This is a genomic window from Parvibaculum sp., assembly GCF_030651915.1.
Classification (GTDB): Bacteria; Pseudomonadota; Alphaproteobacteria; order Parvibaculales; family Parvibaculaceae; genus Parvibaculum.
The window spans coordinates 186,656-209,128 of sequence record NZ_JAUSBV010000008.1 but is presented as its reverse complement, the minus strand read 5'-3'; the positions used below and the strand labels follow the sequence as shown (position 1 = coordinate 209,128).

At 62.4% G+C, this 22,473-nt stretch carries 21 protein-coding genes; 9 read left to right on the top strand and 12 right to left on the bottom strand.

All coding sequences use genetic code 11. The features are described from left to right. The first annotated feature begins 72 nt into the window (after nt 1-72). Both flgK and Q7V31_RS12460 read left to right on the top strand, forming a co-directional pair. Complete coding sequence (gene flgK / locus Q7V31_RS12465; protein WP_304734799.1) at nt 73-1,923, top strand: flagellar hook-associated protein FlgK; 1,851 nt, start codon at nt 73-75, stop codon at nt 1,921-1,923. A gap of 5 nt (nt 1,924-1,928) precedes the next feature. Beyond that, nucleotides 1,929-3,419, top strand: a complete 1,491-nt coding sequence (locus tag Q7V31_RS12460) for a flagellin (RefSeq protein ID WP_304734798.1) — start codon at nt 1,929-1,931, stop codon at nt 3,417-3,419. 159 nt (nt 3,420-3,578) lie between these two features. Here Q7V31_RS12460 and flaF read toward each other — a convergent pair whose 3' ends face one another. The 8 genes from flaF to Q7V31_RS12420 all read right to left on the bottom strand — a co-directional run bounded on the left by flaF (nt 3,579) and on the right by Q7V31_RS12420 (nt 11,018). After that, nucleotides 3,579-3,956, bottom strand: coding sequence for a flagellar biosynthesis regulator FlaF (gene flaF, locus Q7V31_RS12455; RefSeq protein WP_304734797.1), 378 nt, complete (start codon nt 3,954-3,956; stop codon nt 3,579-3,581). Further along, nucleotides 3,940-4,332 (bottom strand): flagellar biosynthesis repressor FlbT, encoded by a 393-nt coding sequence (gene flbT, locus Q7V31_RS12450; RefSeq protein ID WP_304734796.1) that lies wholly within the window; start codon nt 4,330-4,332, stop codon nt 3,940-3,942. Before flbT ends, flaF begins: the two co-directional genes overlap by 17 nt. A gap of 154 nt (nt 4,333-4,486) precedes the next feature. Next, nucleotides 4,487-5,635 (bottom strand): flagellin, encoded by a 1,149-nt coding sequence (locus Q7V31_RS12445; RefSeq protein WP_304734795.1) that lies wholly within the window; start codon nt 5,633-5,635, stop codon nt 4,487-4,489. Nucleotides 5,636-5,848: 213 nt separating this feature from the next. Next, nucleotides 5,849-7,030 (bottom strand): flagellin, encoded by a 1,182-nt coding sequence (locus tag Q7V31_RS12440; RefSeq protein WP_304734793.1) that lies wholly within the window; start codon nt 7,028-7,030, stop codon nt 5,849-5,851. Nucleotides 7,031-7,364: 334 nt separating this feature from the next. Then, complete coding sequence (locus Q7V31_RS12435; protein WP_304734791.1) at nt 7,365-8,990, bottom strand: lipopolysaccharide assembly protein LapB; 1,626 nt, start codon at nt 8,988-8,990, stop codon at nt 7,365-7,367. Nucleotides 8,991-9,088: 98 nt separating this feature from the next. Continuing rightward, nucleotides 9,089-9,568 carry a hypothetical protein gene (locus tag Q7V31_RS12430; RefSeq protein WP_304734790.1) on the bottom strand — a complete coding sequence of 160 codons (480 nt, stop codon included), beginning with the start codon at nt 9,566-9,568 and terminating at the stop codon, nt 9,089-9,091. Continuing rightward, nucleotides 9,565-9,879, bottom strand: coding sequence for a rod-binding protein (locus Q7V31_RS12425; protein WP_304734789.1), 315 nt, complete (start codon nt 9,877-9,879; stop codon nt 9,565-9,567). The genes Q7V31_RS12430 and Q7V31_RS12425 overlap by 4 nt, the downstream gene beginning before the upstream one ends. Then, nucleotides 9,879-11,018, bottom strand: a complete 1,140-nt coding sequence (locus Q7V31_RS12420) for a flagellar basal body P-ring protein FlgI (RefSeq protein WP_304734788.1) — start codon at nt 11,016-11,018, stop codon at nt 9,879-9,881. Before Q7V31_RS12420 ends, Q7V31_RS12425 begins: the two co-directional genes overlap by 1 nt. Before the next feature lie 283 nt (nt 11,019-11,301). On the opposite strand from Q7V31_RS12420, the gene Q7V31_RS12415 reads away from it, so the two are divergent. Next, complete coding sequence (locus tag Q7V31_RS12415) at nt 11,302-11,736, top strand: flagellar assembly protein FliX (RefSeq protein ID WP_304734787.1); 435 nt, start codon at nt 11,302-11,304, stop codon at nt 11,734-11,736. A gap of 153 nt (nt 11,737-11,889) precedes the next feature. Next, nucleotides 11,890-12,306 (top strand): RNA polymerase-binding protein DksA, encoded by a 417-nt coding sequence (gene dksA / locus Q7V31_RS12410; protein WP_304734786.1) that lies wholly within the window; start codon nt 11,890-11,892, stop codon nt 12,304-12,306. Nucleotides 12,307-12,387: 81 nt separating this feature from the next. On the opposite strand, the gene flgH is transcribed toward dksA, so the two are convergent. From flgH to flgF, 4 genes are read right to left on the bottom strand one after another with little or no spacing between them, the layout of a single operon-like run. After that, entirely contained in the window at nt 12,388-13,125 is a 738-nt protein-coding gene (flgH, locus tag Q7V31_RS12405; RefSeq protein WP_304734785.1) for a flagellar basal body L-ring protein FlgH, read from the bottom strand. Nucleotides 13,126-13,163: 38 nt separating this feature from the next. After that, the gene (flgA, locus tag Q7V31_RS12400) at nt 13,164-14,153 is read right to left on the bottom strand and encodes a flagellar basal body P-ring formation chaperone FlgA (RefSeq protein WP_304734783.1); all 990 of its coding nucleotides are present in this window, start codon (nt 14,151-14,153) and stop codon (nt 13,164-13,166) included. Between the two features lie 12 nt (nt 14,154-14,165). Beyond that, nucleotides 14,166-14,951 (bottom strand): flagellar basal-body rod protein FlgG, encoded by a 786-nt coding sequence (gene flgG, locus Q7V31_RS12395; RefSeq protein WP_304734782.1) that lies wholly within the window; start codon nt 14,949-14,951, stop codon nt 14,166-14,168. A 41-nt stretch (nt 14,952-14,992) separates the two neighbouring features. Continuing rightward, complete coding sequence (gene flgF / locus Q7V31_RS12390; protein WP_304734781.1) at nt 14,993-15,724, bottom strand: flagellar basal-body rod protein FlgF; 732 nt, start codon at nt 15,722-15,724, stop codon at nt 14,993-14,995. Between the two features lie 362 nt (nt 15,725-16,086). On the opposite strand from flgF, the gene Q7V31_RS12385 reads away from it, so the two are divergent. The 5 genes from Q7V31_RS12385 to Q7V31_RS12365 all read left to right on the top strand — a co-directional run bounded on the left by Q7V31_RS12385 (nt 16,087) and on the right by Q7V31_RS12365 (nt 22,461). Then, entirely contained in the window at nt 16,087-16,590 is a 504-nt protein-coding gene (locus Q7V31_RS12385) for a flagellar basal body-associated FliL family protein (RefSeq protein WP_304734780.1), read from the top strand. 19 nt (nt 16,591-16,609) lie between these two features. Continuing rightward, entirely contained in the window at nt 16,610-17,704 is a 1,095-nt protein-coding gene (gene fliM / locus Q7V31_RS12380) for a flagellar motor switch protein FliM (protein WP_304734779.1), read from the top strand. Next, nucleotides 17,701-18,162, top strand: coding sequence for a DUF6468 domain-containing protein (locus Q7V31_RS12375; RefSeq protein WP_304734778.1), 462 nt, complete (start codon nt 17,701-17,703; stop codon nt 18,160-18,162). The genes fliM and Q7V31_RS12375 overlap by 4 nt, the downstream gene beginning before the upstream one ends. 13 nt (nt 18,163-18,175) lie before the next feature. Further along, nucleotides 18,176-18,907: a MotE family protein gene (locus Q7V31_RS12370; RefSeq protein ID WP_304734777.1), complete on the top strand. Its 732-nt coding sequence runs from the start codon at nt 18,176-18,178 to the stop codon at nt 18,905-18,907. A 176-nt stretch (nt 18,908-19,083) separates the two neighbouring features. Beyond that, the gene (locus Q7V31_RS12365) at nt 19,084-22,461 is read left to right on the top strand and encodes a hypothetical protein (protein WP_304734776.1); all 3,378 of its coding nucleotides are present in this window, start codon (nt 19,084-19,086) and stop codon (nt 22,459-22,461) included. The last annotated feature ends 12 nt before the right edge of the window (nt 22,462-22,473 follow it).

Here is a 22,473-nt window from a genome sequence, read left to right as displayed (position 1 = left end):
CATGGCGGCGGGCGGTTCCCTTGCGGGAACGCCCGGCGCTGAGTTTCCGGTTCCTCGTTCCCAGGTTGCCAGATGAGCCTTTCCACCGCACTCGGCGCCGCATTGAGCGGATTGAACGTCGCCCAGTCAGGCATCGACGTTACCGCGCGCAATATCGCCAATGTCGGCACGCCCGGCTACACACGGAAAGTGCCGAACCAGGTCAATGCGCTGGCAGGGGCCGAGGGCATCGGCGTGCGTCGCGAAGCGGCGCAGCGCCAGATCGACGAATTCCTGCAACAGCAGATGCGCGTGGCGTCGGCCGGCGCGGCAAACCTCAACGTCAAAGCCTCGATGCTCGGGCGCGTTGACGCGCTGTTCGGCGCGCCAAGCTCCAACAGCTCGATTGCCGGTTCGATCAGCGCGCTGGCAACGGCGCTTCAGGAACTGGCCGGCAGCCCGGAACAGCCGGCGGCGCGCCAGTCGCTGCTCAACCATGCCGGCAATCTTGCGGCGCAGCTCAACACGATGTCGCATACCGTTCAGAACATGCGGCTTGAAGCCGAGCGCAACATCGCCGCGGCGGTCGAGAGCGCCAATTCGCTGCTGAAGACCATTGCCGAGGTCAACAGCCAGATTTCGCAGCGCCAGGCCTCGAGCCAATCCGTGGGCGACCTGCAAGACAAGCGCGACATGGCGATCAACGAGCTGTCGCGCCTGATGGATGTGCGGGTCACCAATCGCGACGACGGAACGGTGACGATCTTTACCTCGGGCGGGCAGTTGCTGCTCGACCGGACCGCCGTGACGCTGAGCTTCGACGAACGGACACAGATCGACGCGACGTCCTCGCGCGCGAATGGCGGTGTCGGCACCATCACGCTGACCGCCGGCAGCACGACCATCGATCTGCTGGCGGCGGGCGCGATCCGCTCCGGCGCCATTGGCGGTTATCTGGAGATGCGCGACAATGTGCTGACCCAGGCGCAGGCGCAGCTCGATGAGTTGGCCGCGCAACTGGCGCTGGCCCTGTCGCAGGAAACCGTGGCCGGCGATGCCGCGGTGGACGGCGCCGCATCAGGTTTCGAGATCGATACGGCCGCGCTGCTGCCCGGCAATTCGATGACCCTGACCTATACGGTCGGCGGCGTGCCGAATACCGTGACAATCGTTCGTGTGGAAGATCCGTCAACGTTGCCGCTGACCAATGCCGCGACGGCCGACCCCAACGATACGGTGATCGGCATCAATTTCAACCAGCCGATGGCTGCCGTGGTTGCGGCGCTGCAGGCGGCGCTGCCGCCGGAAGTGGTGGTGTCGAACCCGTCGGGCGAAGTTATTCGCTTTCTCGATGATGGCCTTGCCGCCACCAGCGATATCAATACGCTCTCGGCCACGGTGACGCCGGCGGGACTTGCCGACGGTACGACAGGCATGGCGCTGTTCGTCGACGGCGCCGGGAGCAAGATTTTCTCCAACAGCCTCGACAATCCGCCCCAGAAGACCGGCTTTGCGAGCCGCATCCAGGTCAATCCGGCGATCATCGCCGACGACACGCTGCTTGTGGCCTATGACACGGATGTGCCGCTGGGCGATTCGACGCGGGTGCACGATCTTCTTGAGCGTCTGACCGGCCAGAGCCGTTACTTCTCCCCGGGATCGGGGATCGGCGGCGCGTCCTCGCCCTTCAACGGGACGATCGACAGTTTTGCGCGACGCCTGGTGTCGTTCCAGTCGTCGCAGGCCGCCAATACACAGCGTGACGCGGAGGCGCAGCAGATCGTCTCGTCGTCGCTTCAGGACCGGTTCGATGCGCAGACGGGCGTCAATATCGACGATGAAATGTCGAATCTGCTGCTGCTGCAAAACGCCTATTCGGCCAATGCGCGCGTCATCACCACCGTCAAACAACTCTTCGATGTGCTTATGAGCATCGGCAGGTAAGTCAAATGCAGATTTCAACGCTCTCCCAGTCCTTGGCCTTGCGCAGTTCGATCAACTCGATGCGGGCGCAGTTCGACGATCTGCAGCGCCAGCTTGCGACCGGGATCAAGTCCGACAGCTACGCCAAGCTCGGGACCGACCGCAACATGGTGCTGTCGCTTTCACATCAGCTGAGCCAGCTCCAGACCTACACCAAGACGATTTCGCAGACGCAGATGCGCGTGCAGATCTCGTCGGACGCGTTGACGCGCGTCGCGCAAATTGCCAGCAGCATGAAGACGACCAACATCACCAGCGGTTTCGAGCTGGTGAACGGCAAGCAGACCAGCGCCCAGGTGACGGCGGCGATGCAGTTCGACGAAATCATCAACCTGCTCAATCTCCGGGTCGAGGACCGTTATCTTTTTGGTGGCCGCGATACGCAGACACAGCCGGTGGCGGTGCCCGATGCGATGCTGAACGGCACGGGCGACAAGGCCGGTCTCAAGCAGTTCATCGACGAGCGGGCCCAGGCCGATCTCGGCACCGACGGGCGGGGACGGCTCGAACTCGATCTGACGGGCACGACGGTCACATTGTCGGAAGATGCCGCGCCCAGCGTGTTCGGATTCAAGCTTGCTGCCGCCGACTCGTCGCTTTCCAATGTCACGGTCAATGGCCCGGCGGGCGCACCGGCCGAAATCGAAGTCGATTTCACCGGCGTGCCGCAGGCCGGCGAGAAGCTGACGCTCGATTTCGCCTTGCCCGACGGGACGACGACACGGGTAACGCTCACCGCGACGACCGACAACCCGCCGGCCGCCGGACAGTTCACGATCGGCGCCGATGCGACGGCGACCTCGGTCAATTTCCAGGCGGCGCTCGACACGGCCGTCCAGACCGAAGCCAATACCAGGCTGCGGGCCGCCTCGGCGGTGGAAGCGGCCAACAATTTCTTTGACTATGCCAATGGCGGCGCGCCGCAACGCGTCGACGGGCCGCCCTTCGGCACGGCGACAGCGCTGCGCGATGGAACGCAAGCCGATACGGTGTTCTGGTACAGCGGCGACCAGAGCGGCGTGCCGGGCAACAACATGATCGCCAAGATCGATGACGGGCGGCAGCTGGCCTATGGGGCGCGGGCCGACCAGGCGGCGATCCGCGACACGCTGAAGGTGGCGGCGCTGATGTCGGCGGTCGAATATACCGGCACCGATCCCGAGGAAAGCCATTCCTACAAGGCGCTGACGCAACGTATCGGGACAACGCTCAATTTCGAGGGAACGCCCTCGGTCGAAAGCATCGTGACCGGGCTCGGGCTGACGGCGGCCACGCTGGCCAACACGCAGGACCGGCACGACAAGATGATGGCGACCGCCAACGAGATCCTGGGCGATATTCAGAACGCCGACTCCTACGAAGTCGGCGTCAAGCTGACGACGCTGCAGACTCAGCTCGAGGCCAGCTATCAGGTTACCGCGATGCTTTCGCGGATGTCGCTGGTCAATTATCTCTAGGGTGACCATGCACAGACAAAAAGGCCCGCTTTCAAAGCGGGCGTTTTTCGTCCGTGCACCGGCTGTTCGCGAGAGGCCACATGTTCGTCCAAACAAGATGGTGGAGAACGAAGATGGATCGTGTGGGAGCTATCGGGCGCCCCGTGCGCTCGAACCGCGTCAGCCCTTCTGGTAGAGGCCGGCGGCGATTTCGCGGTTGATCATGATCAGCGTGTCGAGGAGCTGCGGCTCGGGCTCGCGGGTCGCCTCGATCTCTGCGGTGCGCTTGAAGATGAAGACGGCGAGGTTGGCGATGTTCTGTTTGATCTCGCGCGGCAGCGGATGCTCGAGCTCGGCGGCCGAGGCGGCGAATACGGTCCAGATGCGGCGATTGTAAAGAAGAGCGTCGCGCAGCGTTGCGGATGTTTCGGCCGTCCAGTTGTCGCGGATACGCTGAAGTTGGCCGGCGGCGCGGGTCAGGATCGAGGCCTCGAATTCACGCGGATCCGAAATCGTCATCCGCGACGCGGTGGCATAAGCCTCAAGCGGTTTTGACATTCTCCAGCAACCCCCGTTCGTACTCGATCAATTTTCGAGCTTCCTTGAGAGCTTTATACATTTCGCCGGTTAAGATTTTGCTGTTGATGGTGTCCAGATACGGCATGGTCGAGGGGGCCGCCTCGGCCACATCCTTAACAATCTGAAAATACATCTCGTGATGCGGGCGCGGGTCGGGCGCCAGGTACATCATCTGGACCAGCAGGTAGACGCGCTTGCAGGGGGTGTCGGCGTCGGCGGCCCTGAGAATGTCCTTCTCGCGCAGGATCGGCGCGTCGCCCTCGATGAAGAGGCGCGTGCGCTGGTCGTCATTGGTGATGACGCTGTCGCCCAGAATGAAGCGCTCGCCTGGTTTCAGTTCGACTTTGAGAGCCATGCCGTTCCCGTCCGGTGATCTGCCGATTGAATCGGGCCGAGTCTAGCCCAGATCTGCGGCAGTTGGCAGGCCTATCGGACCGGCTCAAAAGGAACGGCGGGGGCCAAGGCCCCCGCCGGTTTTTGTCTCCGGTTTCGCCCGAAGGCGGATCCGTTTAGCGGAGCAGCGAGAGGACGCTCTGTTCCGACTGGTTGGCCAGCGACAGCGAGGTCGAGGCCAGCGACTGGCGGGTCTGCAGGGCGAGCAGGTTGGCCGCTTCGACGTTGGTGTCGGCCAGCGTCAGGTTGCCGGCGCCCGCTTCAAGAACGTTGATCATGTTCTTGGTGAAGTCCTGGCGGTTCTGCACGACCGAGAGGTTCGCACCGAAGGTCGAGGACTGTTTGCGGAGCGTGGCGGTCGCCGCGTTCAGCTTGGTGACTTCGGCGTTGATGTCGCTGAAGTCCGTCGAGGCCAGGCCGATGCCGGCGGCGTTGAAGGTCACGCCGACGATGTCGAGCTTCGAGGTGCTGCCTTCGTTGAACATCACCGACAGGTTGTCGCCGGAAAGCAGGTTGATGCCGTTGAAGCTCGTATCGAGCGACATCTGGTCGACCTGCGCGAGCAGGTTGTTGTAGTCCGTGGCGAAGGTCGATTTGGCTTCTGCCAGCGTCTCGCCGTTCTGGCCCTGCGTGCCGGAGGTGGCGATGCCGAAGCCCGCCGCACCCGTGGCCGCCGCCGTGCCGGCGATCGTCAGGTTTTCACCCGAGGCGACCGTGAAGCTCAGATCGCCGCCGGTGCGCGAAACCGCCAGGCCGGCCAGCGTGCCGCCCGACGAGACGAGACCCGCGAGTTTGGTTTCGATGGCCGCGGCCGAAGAAGCGGCCGAAGCATAGGTCGCCGTGTCGAAGACGACGCTGACCGCCGAGGCCGTACCGATCTGGAAGGTGACCGTGCGGGCACCGGCCGAGCCGGCAATCGCGGCCGCTTCGGCCGTCTTGTCGAGGGTCGTCGCCGTCGCCTTGGCCTGGAGGGCCTGGTTGGCAACCGACTTCGCCTGGTCGACCAGCTTCTGGATCGACTTGATACCTTCGTCGGCGGCTTTCAGCGTCTGCACGCCAAGGCTCATCGAGTCGAGCAGGGCGCTCATGTCCGTGGCGCGGCTCGAGAGGCCGGCGGCGGTGAAGAAGGATTGCGGATTGTCGAGAGCGCTCGAAACCTTCAAGCCGGTGGCGAGGCGGTTCTGCGTCTGCGCCATCATCTGCGCGGTGTTCTGCAGCGTCAGCAGGTTGGTGCGCACGGCGCTGGAAATGGTGATATCACCCATAGTTCAGTTCCTTTCCTAGGACCTAGTTTTTCGGCTCTTTCTGAGCCATGGCGGGATCATGCAGCGGGGTCCGTTAAGAGCCGGTAAAACGAATTGCTTTTTTTGTAATCATTCGACGAAAATGTTCGAGCCGTCCGTTTCATGAAACCCGATCAATGAAAAAGGCGGGTCCGGGGACCCGCCTTTTCGATCGCATATTGTCGTGAACGGCTGTTAACCGAAGAGACGCAGGACGCCCTGTTCGGCCTGGTTGGCCAGCGAGAGCGCCGTGGTGCCCAACTGCTGGCGCGTCTGCAGGGCCAGCATCTTGGCGCCTTCCTCGTTGGTGTCGGCGACGACGAGGCTCGAGGCGCCGGATTGCAGCGTGTTGATCAGCGACTTGGTGAAGTCCTGGCGAATCTGTACGACGCCGAGATTGGCACCGAAGGTCGAGGCCTGCTGGCGCAGTGCATTGGTGGCGGAGTTCAGGCTTTCGACAAAGGCCTTGATCGCGGCGTCGGCCGCGAAGCCGTGATCGCCGGAAGCGTTGCCGACCTCTGCGATGTTCAGCGCACCGTCCGGCGTCAGCGAGACGCCCTGGATGTCGAGCTGGCTGGTCTGCTCGGTATTGAAGAAGACGCTGAGCAGGTCGTTGCCCTTCAGCAGGTTGACGCCCTTGTAGCTTGCGTCGCCGGCCAACTGGTCGATCTGCTCGCGCAGATTGTTGAAGTCGCGTTCGTACTTGTCGCGATTGACGCCATCGGTCGCTGAGATGCGGCTGCCGACAAGCGCGTCGAGGCTGACCGGCGTGCCGCTGTTGTTAGCGGAAATTGCAATGTCGCGGCCGTTTGCGGCGGTGAACTGCAACTGTCCGTCGGCATTCAGCGTGGCGGCGAGCGGCTCGTCCCCATTGAAGGTTGCGCCGACCCAGGCCATGAGCTCGGTGATCGTCGAAACCTGTGCGGCACCCGTGCCGATGGTCACGTTGTTGGTGACTTCGCCAACCGTGATGGTGATCTGGTGGCCCGTCGCGAGCGCCGCGAGACTGGCGAGCGTGACACCGCCGGTGAGGGCCGTGTCCTGATTGCCGGTCAGGACGGTTGCCTTGACCTTGGTTTCGAGGGCCTGGTTGGCGACCGACTTCATGCTGTCGACAAGTTTCAAGATCGACTTGATGCCCTGATCGGCCGCTTCCAGCGTCTGTACCGCCTGACCCATCGAGTCGAGCAGGTTGTTCAGATCGGAAGCGCGGTTGTTGAGGCCCTGCGCCGTGAAGAACGACGTCGGGCTGTCGACCGCGCTGCGGACTTTCAGACCCGTTGCGAGGCGCAGCTGCGATTCATCGAGCATCCGCGCTGTATTCTGCATGCTGAGCAGATTCGACCGGATCGCACCGGAAAGGACCACATCAGCCATTGTCTCTACCCTCCAGGGTTTGGCTCGGCCGTCTCATGGCGGCACGGGCACTACACTCGGCATTAATCATTAATTCGACGTAAACAGTCCGAACTGTCTTTCGATTTGACCGACGATCTGCCGATTGAAGGTCGTCCGTCTCTTCGCCGTCGAACCGGGGGCATGAGGCAATTCGATTGGCCGTTCCGCACCCGCGATTTCATCTGCGGATTACTTCGCAAGGGCCGGGCCAAATGAAAAATCCATGATAATCAATGGGTTATGTTCATCATGGCCGGAGCGGTGCTGGCAGGAACTGCCGCTGCGGGAAAGAATTGCCGGGCAGGGGGCGTTCTCAGGCGCGCAAGAAGGCGCCGACATCCGCAACGATGCGGCTCAGGAAACCGGATACACTTCCGGTGTCCTCGATCAGGTAGCAGCGCATTTCAGGGAACCAGGGCGAGCCGTCGGTGCCCAGCATGGTCCAGTTCCGGCGAATGTAGTGAAAGCAGGGACGATCGAGCGCACCGGCCACCATCATCGGGAAACTCGAGGGCGCAACTACAGCATCCATGCACGCGGTCAGGGCGGCCACGCCTTCAAGATCGTTGAAGAGATCGAGGCCGGGCATGCGATGCAATGTCAGTCCGTGGTCCCGCTGGAGAGCTTCGGCTTCTTCCGACACGTCGGTGTATTGAAGATTGACGATGGCGGCGCCTTCGATGGCGAAGAGGTCTTTCCAGTCGGCCAGCTTCGTGTAGCTGAGCGCGCGAATATCGTCGACCTTGCCGGAGGTCCAGGAGATGCCGATTTTCGGGCCGGTGCCCAGCGTATCGAGCCAGGCGCGGCATTCGGCGACGCGGGCGGGATCCGGCACCAGCGCATGGCGCGGCGCGGGAAATTCCGTCAGCTTGCGGCGCAGTTGCGCGGCGACCAGGCCCGCCGGGGCGGTGTAGTCGAAATCGACTTCGCCGTAGTTTTCGAGCCCGGTCGATGTCCATGTTTCGACGCGGACCGTCGCCTCGGGCCAGGTCCGCTGGTAGAGCGAAACGAGACGGCGTTCGGTTTCGATGATGACATGGCCGGCGCGGGCGATCAGATCGCTATAGCAGGTCGAAAAGATCAGGTCGTCCCCAAGGCCCTGTTCGCGCCAGACCATGATGGTCTTGTCCGTCAGGTCCTGGCCTTCCCAGATCAGGCCCGGGAAGGGGCGCCAGGGCTGGCGTTCGCGGCAGGCGAAGCCGAAGCCATACATGTCCCAGCCGGCTTCGATCTCGCCGATTGTCAGCAAGGTGCGGGCGAGGTTCCAGCGAGCGGCGTCGCTGTTCGGATCGAGGTTCAGCGCCTGTTGCAGCGCCGGCAAGGCTTCGTGGTGCCGGCCCAGGACTTCGAACAGAGCGGCGAGGTTGGTCCAGGTCTGGGAGATGTTGGGATTGAGTTCGATGGCGCGGCGGTAACAGGCCAGCGCTTCGTCACGCAGCCGTGTTCCCGTCAGCACCTTGCCGAGATTGCCATAGGCCCTGGCGGATGTCGGGTGAACCTCGATGGCGCGCGAGAGCAGGTCGATGGCTTTCTGGATTTCACCCTGCTCCTCGACAACATTGGCAAGGTTGATCAGGGAAGACGACATGTCGGGTGCGATTTCCAGCGCGCGCTCATAAAGCGTCCGGGCCTGCTGAAGATATTTCACCGTTGTGCAGAGACCGGCAAGATCGAAGAGCCAGATTTCGTCGCCCTCGGGCGCATCGGCCGCAGCCCGGTCAAGCGTCTCGATCGCGTCCTGCTGTTTTTTCTGTGCAATCAGGCATTGGGTGAGGCCGGTCAGGGCGCCCAGATGCCGGGGATCGAGAGCCAGGACCTTGCGGAATCGCTGTTCGGCTTCGGCGAAGCGGTCGCGGACCTGTAGCCGCTGGCCCTGCGCGAACTTCTTCTCGATCTCACCGTCGCTTGCCGCGACGCGCTGCTTCTTCAGTGCAGACATGCCGGATGCCGTTCCCGTGACCTGCCGTATCGGCCGTTTGATTGTCTATCTGCGACCCATCGTGGTTACCACCGAGTTAACGGCGGCCACGAAGTCGCCTAAAACCGGGCGTCGAGGGTCAATGAGCCTGGCGTGGCCGCACTTCCGGCGCGCCGGGCGGCCGGGGCGGCGTCGCGGCCATAGCCGAGCGTCGGCGCGGCCTGTTCGCTCATCGCATTGGCGACCATGCGAATCAGTCCTTCGGAGACCGAGCGGGCGGCTACCAGCGCCTCGCCGTTCTCGGCCAGCGAGCGATCGAGTTCGATCATGGCCGCTTTCAGCCTCGAGACGCGTTCGGACGGGGCGCGGTCGATCAGATCCTTGCGGCCGTGAATCGCCTGGGCGTCCATCGCATAGTCGTTGGCGATACGAATTTTTTCAGGTTGCAGCGCGGCGACCTCGGAGCGCGCCCGATCACGCAGAAAGCCGGTTTCGCGGCGGACAATCCCGGTCAGGGCGAGCGTCTGCTCGAGCATGCGCTCGACCAGATCGGCGGGCGCCAGGTTTTCGGCGGCGATGCGGCGGGCGGGCGCACTCATCGGGGCTGTTCCTGCATTTTCAGCATTTCACGATAGACGCTGTCGGCGAGGCCGATGCCACCGCTCTTGACCATTTCCCGGCCATATTGTTCGACCAGCAGCGAGCGGAACATGCCTTCGCCGGGGCCGCCGCCGAAAGCGCTGTCCTCGCCCGTGCCCTCGAACATCGGTTGCAGCAGGACCGAAACGAACTGGGCTTCGAAGTCGCGCGCGGTTTCCCAGGCGCGCGCGTCGCGGCCCTGGGCGGCCGGATTCGGCGCCGGCTTGCCGGGTATCGCGGGCAGAGGGGCGGGAAGGGCGGCCAGGTCCATCACATCACCTCGATTTCGGCCTGCAGCGCACCGGCGGATTTGATCGCCTGCAGGATGGTGATCATGTCGCGCGGGCTGACGCCCAGCGCATTGAGACCGTCGACCAGCTCCTTGAGGCTGACGCTGCCCTCGATAATACCGAGCTGCTTGCCGTTTTCCTCGTCGACCGTGACGGTGGTGCGCGGCACCACGACCGTGTCGCCCTGCGCGGCGAAGGGCGAGGGCTGGCTGACCTGCGGCGTTTCGTTGACGGAAATCGTGAGATTGCCTTGCGCAATCGCCACCTGGCTGACGCGGACGTCCTGACCCATGACGATGACGCCCGAGGCTTCGTCGATGACGACGCGAGCGGCGAGATCGGGCTGGACGCGCAATTGTTCGATGTCGGTGAGAAGGCCGACGACGCCGCCGCGATAGCTTCCGGGAACGGTGAGCTGCACGGTGGTCGGATTATCGGCGGTTGCGGTATTGATGCCGAGATAGGTGTTGATGGCCGTGGCGACGCGCAGCGCGGTTGTCAGGTCGGGATTGCGCAACGACAGGCGCAGCGAGCGCAGTTCGGCCAGCTGAAATTCGATTTCGCGTTCGACGATGGCGCCGTTGGCGATGCGGCCATTGGTGGGCACGCCGCGCACGACGGAGGCGCCTTCACCCTTGGCCGCGAAGCCGCCGGTGGCGACCGATCCCTGCGCGACGGCATAGACCTGGCCGTCGGCGCCCATCAGCGGCGTCACCAGCAGGACGCCGCCTTGCAGGTTGGTCGCATCGCCGAGTGCGCTGACCGTCACGTCGATACGGGTGCCCTGGGCGGCAAAGGCCGGCAGGTTGGCCGAGACCATGACAGCGGCGACGTTGGCGGTTTTCAGCGCCGTGCCACGCGTGTTGACACCGAGACGTTCCAGCATGCCGATCAGGCTTTGCTGGGTGAAGGGCGCATTGCGCAACGTGTCGCCGGTGCCGTTGAGGCCGACGACAAGGCCGTAGCCGACCAGCATGTTGTCGCGGATGCCCTCGACATCGACGATGTCCTTGATGCGCGAACTGGCCCCGGCCCCGACCGGCATGGTGGCGGTCAGAAGGGAGGCAGCGAGTACGAGCGTCAGGAAAGAACGGAGATGATGGGCAAAAAGCCGTAACATGGAACAACCGATCATTCGCTTGCGATACGGCGTTCTTCTAGCGAAAGACATGCCATCCGGCGCGTTGGATCAAGCTGTTGATTTCTATCGGGTTTTTCTTTTTCTGCGGCAGAGATCCATGCGCATTGCCGTGGCGCTCGGGCATCTCCTGCCGCGGGGCGGCAATTCCTGCCGCCGGATGACCCGATCCATTGTTAAGTTTAACGCCGCCTTAAGACCTCCCGTTCATTTTGGAGCAACTGAAACTGGGCACGACTGTTTCGGATCGGGGTGGGGCAGCGCCATGAAGATTGGCAATACCAGAGCAACATCGCAGGGCGGCGGGGCGCGCGGCACGGCCGTCCGCAGCGCCGGCAGCGGCTTTGCTCCCGCCGGCGCAGGCGCCACACGCGGGGCCGCCGGTTTGTCCGGGCCGGCCTCGCTCGGCGCTGTCGATGCCCTGCTGGCGCTTCAGGAAACCGGGGCAGCTGATGATGCGCTCCACGCGCCACGCCGCAAGGCCGTCGCCCGGGCCGAGGAAATGCTCGATATTCTCGACGAGATCAAGTTGGCGCTGTTGATGGGCCAGGTGCCGAAATCGAAGCTTTCGCGCCTGCTTTCCGTCGTCGAACGGCAGCTTGGCGGGATTGCCGATCCGGCTTTGCGCGAGATTCTCGACCAGATCGAACTCCGGGCGCGGGTCGAGCTGGCCAAGTTCGGGACCTATACTAAAATCTAGATTTTCCTTGCTTTCGGCCCGCGCCGGAACCATCCCGGATTTCACATATATTTCACCGGTTTGGCCGGTCCATCGCTGTTGAGAATCGTGGGGCCGGTCGCTATAGTCCGGCCCGTTTCCGCAGGGGCTCGGGCTGGAGGAAGATTGTCGCGAATGGCTGTTCGTTTACCCAAGGGCTATATGCCGACAGACGATGAGCCGTTTATGAATAAGCGGCAGAAGGAGTATTTCCGCCGCAAGCTCGAAAACTGGAAAGACGACATCCTCCAGGAGAATCGCGAGACGCTGCAGCATCTGCAAGACGATAATGTGCAGCATCCCGATATCGCCGACCGCGCCTCCTCCGAAACCGAACGATCCCTTGAGCTCCGTACCCGCGACCGACAGCGCAAGCTCGTCGCCAAGATCGACGCCGCGTTGAGGCGGATCGATGAAGGTACGTATGGCTATTGCGAAGAAACCGGCGAGCCGATCAGTCTGAAGCGGCTCGATGCGCGACCGATCGCGACACTTTCCATCGAAGCACAGGAGCGCCACGAACGCCGCGAGAAGGTCTATCGCGACGACTGAGCGCCAGTTGATCTGGACGGATGAAAAAACGCGGCTCTTGCGAGCCGCGTTTTTCTTTTGGGTAAGCCGTCAGTCGGGTGGTCAGAACGGCATCAGAATGTCGAAGAGCTGCTGACCGTAGCGGGGCTGTTGCATATCGGAGATCTGGCCCTGACCGCCATAGGCGATGCGCGCTTCGGCGATCTGGGTGTGCTGGATCGTGTTGATATTCGAAATGTCCTCGGGCCGGACGATGCCGGTGACATCGAGTTCGCGCACTTCGAAATTGACGCGGACCTGCTGGCGACCGGAGATGACGAGGTTACCATTCGGCAGGACCTGGGTCACGACCGCCGCGACCGTGAGATCGATCTTTTCCTTGCGGTCGACCGAGCCGGCGCCGGTGCTTGAGCTACTGGTGCCGAGACGGGCGAGATTGGCGTTGTCGACGGCTCCCGGAAAGACCTTGCCGAGATAGCTTTCATAGCCGAGCAAATTGTTGATGGCGGCGTCTTCCGAGCCGGCGCGGTTGCGCTTGGTCGAATTATCGACTTTGGCGCTGTCGGTAATGTTGATCAGAACTGTGAGGATGTCGCCGACGCGTGCGGCGCGCTGGTCGCGGAAGAAGGCGCGTGAACCTGAGCGCCAGAGCGAGTTCGGCTGATAGACGATCTCTTCGGGCGCAGGCATCGGCATCGAAACGCGCGGCTCGATGGTGCCAACCGGCGCCATATCCGGTGCCTTGCCGATGTTGGCGATACGGTCGGCGCTGCTGCAGCCGGCAAGCGTGGCGGCGATCAGGACGACGGCGACAAGGCGGCAAGGAGAACTGACAAACATTTTCATGGCCTTTTTGATCGGGGCTTCCGGTATTTCGATCACGAGTTGCCGCCAGCGGCATTGAGCGCCGCTGCACGTGCTGAGCCAGGCGCATCGATGCGGACCATGTTCGGACCTTCGATGATGCCCTGTACGGTGCGGTTGGAGCGGCTGTTCAGCACATTCACCACATCGCCGATTGCGCCGCTGTCCAGCGCACGTCCACGCGCCGTCAATGTCAGGGAACCGGAAACGAAAGTCATATCGACCTGTGCGCCCTTCTCGACGACCAGCGGCGGGCGCATGTCGGAAATGCGAAGCGGTTCGCCGGCGCGTGCCGGATTGCGCGGCGACATGCCGACAAGCTGGGGCAGCGATGTTGCGATGTTCTGGCTGACGCGCGTCGATGGCAGACGAATCCAGTCGATGTCGTTCCGGCGGACGACATCGCCCGGCATGATGTCACGGGTTAACACCGGCACATCGATAACGGGATAGGCGCGACCGGTCACACGGCGCAACGGGCTCATCATGTCGTCGGCCGGTGCACGAATGACTGCGGTGAATGCGCCACTGCGTGGATTGAAAGAGAGTTGTTCGACGCGAACGCTGCGTTCGGCGTCTTCGGCGACCTGGATTCCGGCGACGCCGTTGGCAAAGTCGACCTGAAGGGTTGCTGCCGAGGGAAGGGACGAGGATTGCGTTTCGATGGCGCCGGCGATTGCCGCGGCAACTTCGCTCTCGGGGACAGGCAGGCCGCTGCGACCGATGACGACATGTGTCAGGCCGGCATTGTTGCGCCATGCGATGCCGTTGCGACGCGCCGCGAGCGAAATGCGTGACACGGAAACCTCGCCCGTAAGGCCGGGTGCCGGTGCGTTTGCGACGACGACATGGGCCGCGGATCCGGCATCGTCGAAGAGGTCGCCCAGCGTCACCGTTTCGCCAGCGACGGTCACCGTCGGGCGCAATTCGGCGGCAGCGACAGGCGCCGCGAAAAACACTGCTGAGGCGAGTGTTACAATCAAAAAGACGTTATGCGCGTACATATGATTCACCAATTATTTGACGTTCGTGGCGACGGACATCATCTCGTCGGAGGCGGTGATGACCTTGGCGTTCATTTCGTAGGCCCGCTGAGCCGTTATGAGCGAGGTGATTTCGCCAACCGCGTTCACGTTCGAGGTTTCGAGGAAGCCCTGAAGAACGCCGCCGAAACCCGCATTGTTGGGCGTGCCAATCAAGGGTGCGCCGCTGGCCGTCGTTTCGAGGAAGAGATTGTCGCCCTGCGGGTCGAGACCCGCCTCGTTGGCGAAATTTGCCAGTTCGATCTGGCCAACGACCTGGGAAGCGGTCTGGCCCGGGATCATGACTTGAACCTGACCGTCACGGCTGATGGTGATGTCGGTTGCTTCAGCCGGGATCGAGATGCCCGGTGCCAGTGTGTAGCCGTCCGATGTCACAATCTGGCCATCGCCGCTGACCTGGAAGGAACCGGCGCGGGTGTAGGCGTCCTCGCCGCTCGGCAGCTCGACGCGAAAGTAGCCGCGTCCCTGAATGGCCATGTCGAGCTTGTTTTCGGTGATGTCCATGTTGCCCTGTGTCATCACACGATAGACCGAGCTCGTCTTGACGCCGAGGCCGATCTGCACGCCTGCGGGCACGATGGTGCCTGCATCCGACGAGTTGGTGCCGACGCGGCGCAGGTTCTGGTAGAGCAGGTCCTGGAACTCCGCGCGCTGACGCTTGAACCCAGTCGTGCTCATGTTGGCTATGTTGTTGGATATCACCTCGACATTGAGCTGCTGGGCCATCATGCCGGTGGCGGCGATGCTGAGCGACTGCATGGAGCTTGTTCCTTACCCTTGTGTCATATCGAAGGCCGGCTTCAGGCCGGGCTTCCGAGTTCCTGAATGGCCTTGCGGCGCATCTGGTCCGATTGATCGATGAGCTTCTGCGCGCTTGCGTAAGACCGCGTCACTTCGATCATGTTTGTCATTTCGATAATTGGCTGCACGTTGGACCCTTCGATCGCACCCTGCATGAGGCGCGGCTCGTCGACCGGTTGTTCGTCCTGCAGCGTCCTCAGGAGGGTGCCGCCTGCCATCTGCATGTTCTGCGGATTTTCGAATGTCACGACGGAAAGCTTTCCGCGCAGGCCGAGACTTGACGAGACCGTGCCGTCGCGTGCGATGGTGATGCCGGTTTCGTCCTGCGCGAAAAGGATCGGTGCGTCGGCGTCGGTCAGCACGGGGTCTCCGTTCGCCGTCACGAGCTGGCCGGCTTCGTCGAGGCGAAAGTGACCGTTGCGCGTATAGAGCACATCGGTTTCGGTCTGGACCCTGAAGTAGCCTTCGCCCGTGATCGCAACATCGAACGGGTTCGCTGTCATTTGCAGCGTGCCGTCGCGCAGATCGCGATGCTGGCCAAAGTCCTGGACGAAAGTGATTTTGGACGGGCCGTTGCTTTCCGAGGCGCCCTTCATCACGAACTGGTCGAACAGCATCGATTCCGACTTGAAGCCGGCCGTGTTCATGTTCGCCAGATTGTTTGCGATGGTCGCCATTTCGCGCGTCATCGCCATCTGGCGTGAAAGACCTATGAGAAGTGCGTTTTCCATACTGGCGTCGGTCGTCCGGTTCAGTTGACGGGCGCTGATGCTGGCGTCCCGTCGACGGATGTGCAGGGCTCATGCCACAGTAAAATATCAATAAAAACAATGGGATAAGAAATTTTGATGGGCCGGCGGAATGTTCGGCGGCAGGGACTACCGGGCAGTTTCTGCCGCTTGGTCTCTCCAGCGTCATAATCCTTACGGGTCGCTTCAAACAAGGCGCCGGAACGCGTCTCGCACAACGCTTCATTAACCAAAGTGCGAGAGCATCGCCTTGTGTCGCAAAGAAGACGCGGCGCACCGATCGCACAGGGACAAGACATCGCGGGTGGAACGCCGGCGATGTCGAAGAGGTGGGACATTTCAAGATGGCTGCAGTCGATGCCGAACTTGACGAAGAACAAGAGGAAGCCACCGAGACGCCGGCACGACGCCGGCTCGCTGGCAAAGTGCTTGTTCTCTATGTCGCATTGCCACTTCTGGTATTGATCGGCGCTGGCGTGGGGCTCTACATGTCGGGCATTTTCGGCGGTTCGGCCGAAGACAAGCCCGCTGTCGAAGTCGTTGCCGATCCGGTCTTTTATGATTTGCCGGACTTCCTCGTGAATCTCGCCGGCCCACCGCCCGCGCATTACCTCAAGATGCGCGTGACGCTGCAGGTTGTCGATGCCGAGGCGGTCAAACGCGTCGAGATCGAGATGCCGCGTGTGCTCGATGGCTTTCAAACCTTCCTGCGCGATCTCAGGCCGGAGGATCTCGAAGGTTCGCAAGGGATGCTCAGCCTCAAAGAAGAGCTGCTGCGCCGCCTGACGCTTGCGACCCAGCAACCGCTGGTGACGGACATTCTGTTCCGGGAAATCATCGTTCAGTAAAGGGTTCGGGGACCGTTTTATGGCCACCACAGACGTCAAGAACAACGACGCCGACGCGCTTGCCGCCGCCACGCATGCGGCGGTGAAAGCGCCGGAACGCGTGCTCAATCAGGACGAGATCGACAGCCTGCTTGGCTTCGAGGTCGAAGAGGGCCAGACGCCCGACCGGCACGGCATCGACGCCATTGTCAATTCGGCGCTCGTTTCCTATGAGCGCCTGCCGATGCTCGAAATCGTGTTTGACAGGCTGGTCCGCCTGATGACCGTTTCGCTCAGAAATTTCACATCCGACAACGTCGAGGTTTCGCTCGACAATGTGTCGTCGATCCGTTTTGGCGATTATCTCAATTCAATTCCGTTGCCCGCCATTCTAGCGGTTTTCCGCGCGAAGCAGTGGGACAATTACGGCATGTTCACGGTCGACTCGAATCTCATCTATTCGATCGTCGATGTGTTGCTCGGCGGGCGGCGCGGTACCGCGGCCATGCGTATTGAGGGTCGTCCCTACACCACGATCGAGCTCAATCTGGTGCAACGCATGATCGAGGTCGTGCTGCAGGATGTTCAGGCGGCTTTCGAGCCGCTGTCGCCGGTGACACTTGAGCTCGACCGGATGGAGACCAATCCGCGCTTTGCAGCCATTGCGCGTCCGGCGAACGCCGCCATTCTCGTCAAGCTGCGCGTCGATATGGAAGATCGCGGCGGGCGGATCGAGTTGATGTTGCCCTATGCGACACTGGAACCCATCCGCGAACTGCTGCTGCAGATGTTCATGGGGGAGAAATTCGGCCGGGACTCAATCTGGGAAGGACATCTCGCCACCGAACTCTGGTCAACGCGGGTTCCGCTCGAGGCGGTTCTCGATCAGCAACAGCTTACGTTGCGCGACGTCATGGCTTTCGAGGTCGGGCAGACACTGATGTTCAACAACACGCCCGATGGCACGATCGATATGCGTTGTGGCGGGGTGCATGTTGCAAAAGGGCGGATGGGACGGGTCGGCAATCACATTGCCGTGCGCGTCGAACAGGCCATGCGCATGCATAAACGGACGGTGCTCGTGGAGCCGGAACAGAAAGCAATTGAGACACGAATAACAGGAGCGTTCAAATGACCGTTCTCCTGGGGCTGCCGCTCGGCGTTCTTCTCGAGGCCATTGTCTGCCTGTTTCTGGTCGCGACCATTGCCTATTGCGCGATGCTAGACCGCCGGTTGCGCGCCATGCGGTCCGGTCAGGACGGGCTGCGCGACCTCGTTCGCGATCTCAACGCTGCCACCACGCAGGCGGCGTCGGCTATCGGCAATCTTAAAAAGGCGAGCGCAGCTACAGGTGAAGACCTCGGCGAAGGCATTCGACGCGCCCGTGCACTGGCGGACGAACTGGCGCTGATGGTCGAGGCCGGCGATCGCATCGCCGATCGGCTGGGCCGCAGCGACAGGCCACCGATCGTCAGACCTGCTGCACAGGCCGTTGCAGGACCGCGTCAGGCGCCGGCGAATGCTGCCCGTGACTCCTCCAACCCGGCCCGTGCAACGCATCCGCTTCTCGATGCGCTGAAACGGGCTCGCTGAGGCAACTGAAATCATGCTGGATCGTCTCCGTCTGCTGCCGATCGTCATACTCTGCGCTTCGTTGCTGCTGGGTTTGAAGCTGGCTGACCTGGCAACTGGAGGCGCGGACACGCAATCTTTTGCCGCGATCACGGTTGCGCGGGCCGAAACACCCGAGGCGCCTGCGGTCGAGTTGCCAGAATCGGGAAAAAGCGACGGCACGACGACCACCGCCGAGCCGGTAAAGCCGGAGGACTTCGCTGTTCCAGGTGATCCACGACTCAGCAAAGCCGAAATGTCGGTGCTGGAGAGCCTTTCGACGCGACGCGAAGAACTGCAAAAGCGGGCACAGGCGTTGGATATGCGTGAGCAGATTCTAGCGGCCGCCGAGAAGCGCGTCGAGGATCGGATCGCCGAACTCAAGGCGATCGACGAAAAGATTAACAGCCGGATTGTCGAGATTGATAAGGCCCATGAGGAAAAGATGGCGGGCCTCGTTTCGATGTATGAAGGCATGAAACCCAAGGATGCTGCCCGGATTTTCGAGCGGCTCGATATGGGCGTACTGCTCGATGTCGTGAAACGGATGCAGCCGCGCCGCATGTCGGCCGTGCTGGCGGCGATGGATCCGGTGGTCGCGCAGGATCTCACCATGGAGATCGCGACGGGCGACCGTCTGATCGAGACCCCGTTGCCGCAGGAGCCGCTCGCGGCACCGGTACCGGTACCGGAAGCCTCCCTTTCGACGGACAAAAACGCCAGCTAATCCGCGAAAAAACGGTCCCCCTTAAGCACCATTTAACCGACCGAGCCGTAGACTGCTCCGATGCACGGCAGAAAGCCGGGCGATATGGGCAGAAGCTGCAGGAGCGCGCGCCGGGTGTGAGCGAAATCCATCGACATATGTTGTGCGACACAAGGCTCCGCAGTTTTGCGAGCGCGATGGCGTTTGCTCTGTTTCTGCTGTTCGTGCCGGCTGGCGCCTCGGCGCAGGCGGTGCCTGAGCGTCTCAATCTGACCGAGCAAGACGGCTACGGGCGCATGGTCTTTGCGTTTGCCGGCGCTGCGCCCAAGCACAAGGCTGAAGCAAGTGCCGGGGTTCTCGTGTTGGCCTTTGACAAGGCCGTCAAGGTCGATCTCGACGCGTTTGCACGCCAATTGCCGCGTTACATCACAACGGCCCGGCAGGACGAAGACGGCAAGACGTTGCGCTTCGCGCTCAGGGCCGATTTCAGAATCGATACGAAGCAAGCGGAAAACGCGCTCTACGTCGATCTGATGCCGGCGCAATGGACTGGTGCGCCGCCGCCGCTGCCGGCCGAAATTCAGGCGCGCATCGCAGCCGCCGCCGAGGCAAAAAGGCAGGTTGAGGAGGCCAAGGCCGTTGCCAAGGCACAGGGCATCGTCGAGCCGGATGTGCCGTTGCCGGGTCTCAATGTGCGCGTCGTCCGCCATGAAGGGATCACGCGGCTCGTTTTCGACTGGAATCAGCCCGTGATCTATTCGCTGGTCCAGCGGCAGGGGCTTGCCACCATTACCTTCGATCGAACTGCTCGGGTCGATCTCGCATCCCTGCGCGTCGACCCACCCCCCTATCTCAGCCACGCATCGGCCATCGAACATGACGGGCGGCTTGCGGTTGTGCTGACATTGAAGCCGGGCGTCGTCGTCAACGATTTCCGTGAGGATATGACGGTCGTCTTCGATCTCAAACCGGGGCATTCCCGGGACAGTGCACTTGAAGAGAAAGTCCGAGGCCCGACAGACATTCGGCCCGACGCTGTGCGCACCGAACTGGAGGAAGAAGTTGCGGCTGGCGAAGAGATCACCCCGGCAGGCACGCCTGATTCCGCAGCCGGTGCGGATGTCGCTGCCGCGGAAGTGGCGGTTGCAGATGGGGCGTTCGAACCCGCTATGGGGCCGATGCCACTCGGCGCGCGGCCGGTTGGCGAGGCGATTGCCAGCATCCGTGCCGGACGCGGTACAGCCGACATCGTCGTTTCGTGGCCCGAACCCGTTGGCGCGGCGGTATTCGAGCGCGCCGGTCGCTTGTGGATGGTTTTCGATGCGCCGTTGCCGATCGATGCGAGCGCCCTGACATTCGAGTCCGATGCCGGATTGCCGGCTCCTTTCGGGCCACCGGAAGTCGTGAGGTTCGAGGGGGGCGTTGCGCTGGTTCTGCCATTGCTCGAACGTGCGCTTGTCAGCGTCGTTGAAGAGGGCGCCGACTGGCGCATTTCCGCGGGCGAAACGCTTCAGACGACCGGCCGTCCCATCGCCATATCGCGCGACTGGCGCGCGGATGGACGCGGTAGCGTGGCTTTCGATCTCAAAGCCACGCGCAACGTCCTGAAGTTCGTGGACCGGCTGGTCGGCGACATGCTGATCGTCGCGACGGCGCGTGGGCCGTCGCAATCCGTGCAGACGCCCCACAATTTTGTCGAGTTTCAGGTGCTTCAGACGTCGCAAGGCATCGCTATCGTGCCGATCGCCGACGACCTCGTTGCCGCAGCGGCTCCGAACAATGTGGTGGTTTCGCGTGCGGACGGACTGATGCTGTCGGTGGACACGGAGAGTGCTGTGTCCGGCGGCGTTCTGGCGACCACCGCGGTGCTCCCTGCGGTGATGGAATTTGCCCGATGGCGCGAGGCGCCGGGTTCAAACTTTGTCGAAAGGCGGCAGTATTACCTGGATCGTCTGACCAACGCGCCGACGCAGGACATCGGTGCGGTGCGTTTCGACTACGCGAAGTTTCTATTGGCCTATGGACTTGCGCCCGAAGCGCTGGCTGCGTTGGGCGCTGCCGCGATCGAAGATACCGCGCTGGCCAAGAACGCCGCCTTTCGCAGCGTTCAGGGTGTTGCCGAGACGATGAGCGGCCGCTACGTCGATGCCATTCGCAGCCTCAGCGGGAACGGACTGGACAACATCCCTCATGCTGCGGTCTGGCGCGGTCTGGCGCGGGCGAAGCTCGGTCATTGGGATGCGGCACGCGGGCAGTTTGCGCTTGCCGGCGCCGTCATGGATTCCTTCGACGACGATTGGCGGACAACATTCCGCGCCCATGCAGCGGAGGCTGCGCTGACGAATGGCGATATCGAGGGCGCGCGACGTCATGCGGCCGCCTTTCCCGAGAACCCGCAGAGCCGCAAGGCGCGTGCCGAGGTCATGTTTGTCGATGCGTTGATCGCCGACAGGATTGGACGGGCCGACGAAGCGCTTATTCGTTACGACCGTGCCATTGAGGACGGATATCCGCCCGTTGCAGCGCGGGCGCGTTTCGGCAAGGCCATGCTGCTCAGCAAGAGCGACAAGCTCGACCATGAAGCGTTGAAGACAGAACTCGAAAGCCTGCGTTTTGCGTGGCGCGGCGATGCGCTTGAGCTCGAAGTGCTGAGCCAACTGGCGGCGCTGCATCTTGAGGCAGGCGAAATCGTCGAAGCGCTGAATGTCATGCGTATCGCAACTGCTAACTATCCGGATAGCGACCATGCACATCGCATGAATATGCAGATGTCAGATCTATTTGCGGATTTTTTTCTGGGTGACGAAGCAACGCGCCTGACTCCGTTGCAGGCGCTGGCCTTTTTCGAGCGGTTCAAGGATCTGACGCCGATCGGCCAACGGGGCGATGAGATGATCCGTCATCTGGCCGAGCGTCTGGTAGAGGCCGATCTGCTGCCCCAGGCCGCTCAACTTCTCGACTATCAGGTTGCCAACCGGCTGCATGGCGGCGTTGCCAAGGCGCAAGTTGCGGCGCGACTTGCCGCCATTCTGCTGCTCGACGAAAAGCCGGAAAACGCGCTGGCGGCGCTGCGTGCGACCAGACAGAATCTGCTGCCTGAAGCACTGGCCGAGCGCCGGCTCCTGATCGAAGCGCGGGCGCTTGCCGAGACCAAGCAATATGACTACGCGCTCGACCTCCTCGAAACACGCAGCGACGCGCTTTCCAATGTGCTGCGTGCCGACGTATTGTGGCGCGCCGGGCGCTGGGAGGAGGCAGGTGCCGCTTTCGAGACCTTGCTCGGCGACAGCTGGAAGGCCGACCATTCCCTGTCTGAGGATGTGCGCCTGCAGGTTATGCGTGCCGCTGTTGCCTATTCGCTGGCGGGCAACGAAGACGGACTGTCGCGCATGCGGACGAAGTTCGGTGATGCCATGAGTCGCAGTGCAGATGCGGGCGCCTTCGCAATCGTTTCCGATCCGATCATCGATCAGGGTGTCGCCTTCCGCGAACTTGCCAGCCGAATTGCATCCATCGATACGATGGAGCGGTTCGTGACGTCATTGCGGGATAACGCGCCGCCGGCGATCAATTGAGGATCGGACGGC

What these genes read in the sequence shown, in the direction of transcription:
- flgK (WP_304734799.1), top strand. Translation starts at nt 73, where the DNA reads ATGAGCCTTTCCACCGCACTCGGCGCCGCATTGAGCGGATTGAACGTC.
- Q7V31_RS12460 (WP_304734798.1), top strand. Translation starts at nt 1,929, where the DNA reads ATGCAGATTTCAACGCTCTCCCAGTCCTTGGCCTTGCGCAGTTCGATC.
- flaF (WP_304734797.1), bottom strand. Translation starts at nt 3,956, where the DNA reads ATGTCAAAACCGCTTGAGGCTTATGCCACCGCGTCGCGGATGACGATT.
- flbT (WP_304734796.1), bottom strand. Translation starts at nt 4,332, where the DNA reads ATGGCTCTCAAAGTCGAACTGAAACCAGGCGAGCGCTTCATTCTGGGC.
- Q7V31_RS12445 (WP_304734795.1), bottom strand. Translation starts at nt 5,635, where the DNA reads ATGGGTGATATCACCATTTCCAGCGCCGTGCGCACCAACCTGCTGACG.
- Q7V31_RS12440 (WP_304734793.1), bottom strand. Translation starts at nt 7,030, where the DNA reads ATGGCTGATGTGGTCCTTTCCGGTGCGATCCGGTCGAATCTGCTCAGC.
- Q7V31_RS12435 (WP_304734791.1), bottom strand. Translation starts at nt 8,990, where the DNA reads ATGTCTGCACTGAAGAAGCAGCGCGTCGCGGCAAGCGACGGTGAGATC.
- Q7V31_RS12430 (WP_304734790.1), bottom strand. Translation starts at nt 9,568, where the DNA reads ATGAGTGCGCCCGCCCGCCGCATCGCCGCCGAAAACCTGGCGCCCGCC.
- Q7V31_RS12425 (WP_304734789.1), bottom strand. Translation starts at nt 9,879, where the DNA reads ATGGACCTGGCCGCCCTTCCCGCCCCTCTGCCCGCGATACCCGGCAAG.
- Q7V31_RS12420 (WP_304734788.1), bottom strand. Translation starts at nt 11,018, where the DNA reads ATGTTACGGCTTTTTGCCCATCATCTCCGTTCTTTCCTGACGCTCGTA.
- Q7V31_RS12415 (WP_304734787.1), top strand. Translation starts at nt 11,302, where the DNA reads ATGAAGATTGGCAATACCAGAGCAACATCGCAGGGCGGCGGGGCGCGC.
- dksA (WP_304734786.1), top strand. Translation starts at nt 11,890, where the DNA reads ATGGCTGTTCGTTTACCCAAGGGCTATATGCCGACAGACGATGAGCCG.
- flgH (WP_304734785.1), bottom strand. Translation starts at nt 13,125, where the DNA reads ATGTTTGTCAGTTCTCCTTGCCGCCTTGTCGCCGTCGTCCTGATCGCC.
- flgA (WP_304734783.1), bottom strand. Translation starts at nt 14,153, where the DNA reads ATGTACGCGCATAACGTCTTTTTGATTGTAACACTCGCCTCAGCAGTG.
- flgG (WP_304734782.1), bottom strand. Translation starts at nt 14,951, where the DNA reads ATGCAGTCGCTCAGCATCGCCGCCACCGGCATGATGGCCCAGCAGCTC.
- flgF (WP_304734781.1), bottom strand. Translation starts at nt 15,724, where the DNA reads ATGGAAAACGCACTTCTCATAGGTCTTTCACGCCAGATGGCGATGACG.
- Q7V31_RS12385 (WP_304734780.1), top strand. Translation starts at nt 16,087, where the DNA reads ATGGCTGCAGTCGATGCCGAACTTGACGAAGAACAAGAGGAAGCCACC.
- fliM (WP_304734779.1), top strand. Translation starts at nt 16,610, where the DNA reads ATGGCCACCACAGACGTCAAGAACAACGACGCCGACGCGCTTGCCGCC.
- Q7V31_RS12375 (WP_304734778.1), top strand. Translation starts at nt 17,701, where the DNA reads ATGACCGTTCTCCTGGGGCTGCCGCTCGGCGTTCTTCTCGAGGCCATT.
- Q7V31_RS12370 (WP_304734777.1), top strand. Translation starts at nt 18,176, where the DNA reads ATGCTGGATCGTCTCCGTCTGCTGCCGATCGTCATACTCTGCGCTTCG.
- Q7V31_RS12365 (WP_304734776.1), top strand. Translation starts at nt 19,084, where the DNA reads ATGGCGTTTGCTCTGTTTCTGCTGTTCGTGCCGGCTGGCGCCTCGGCG.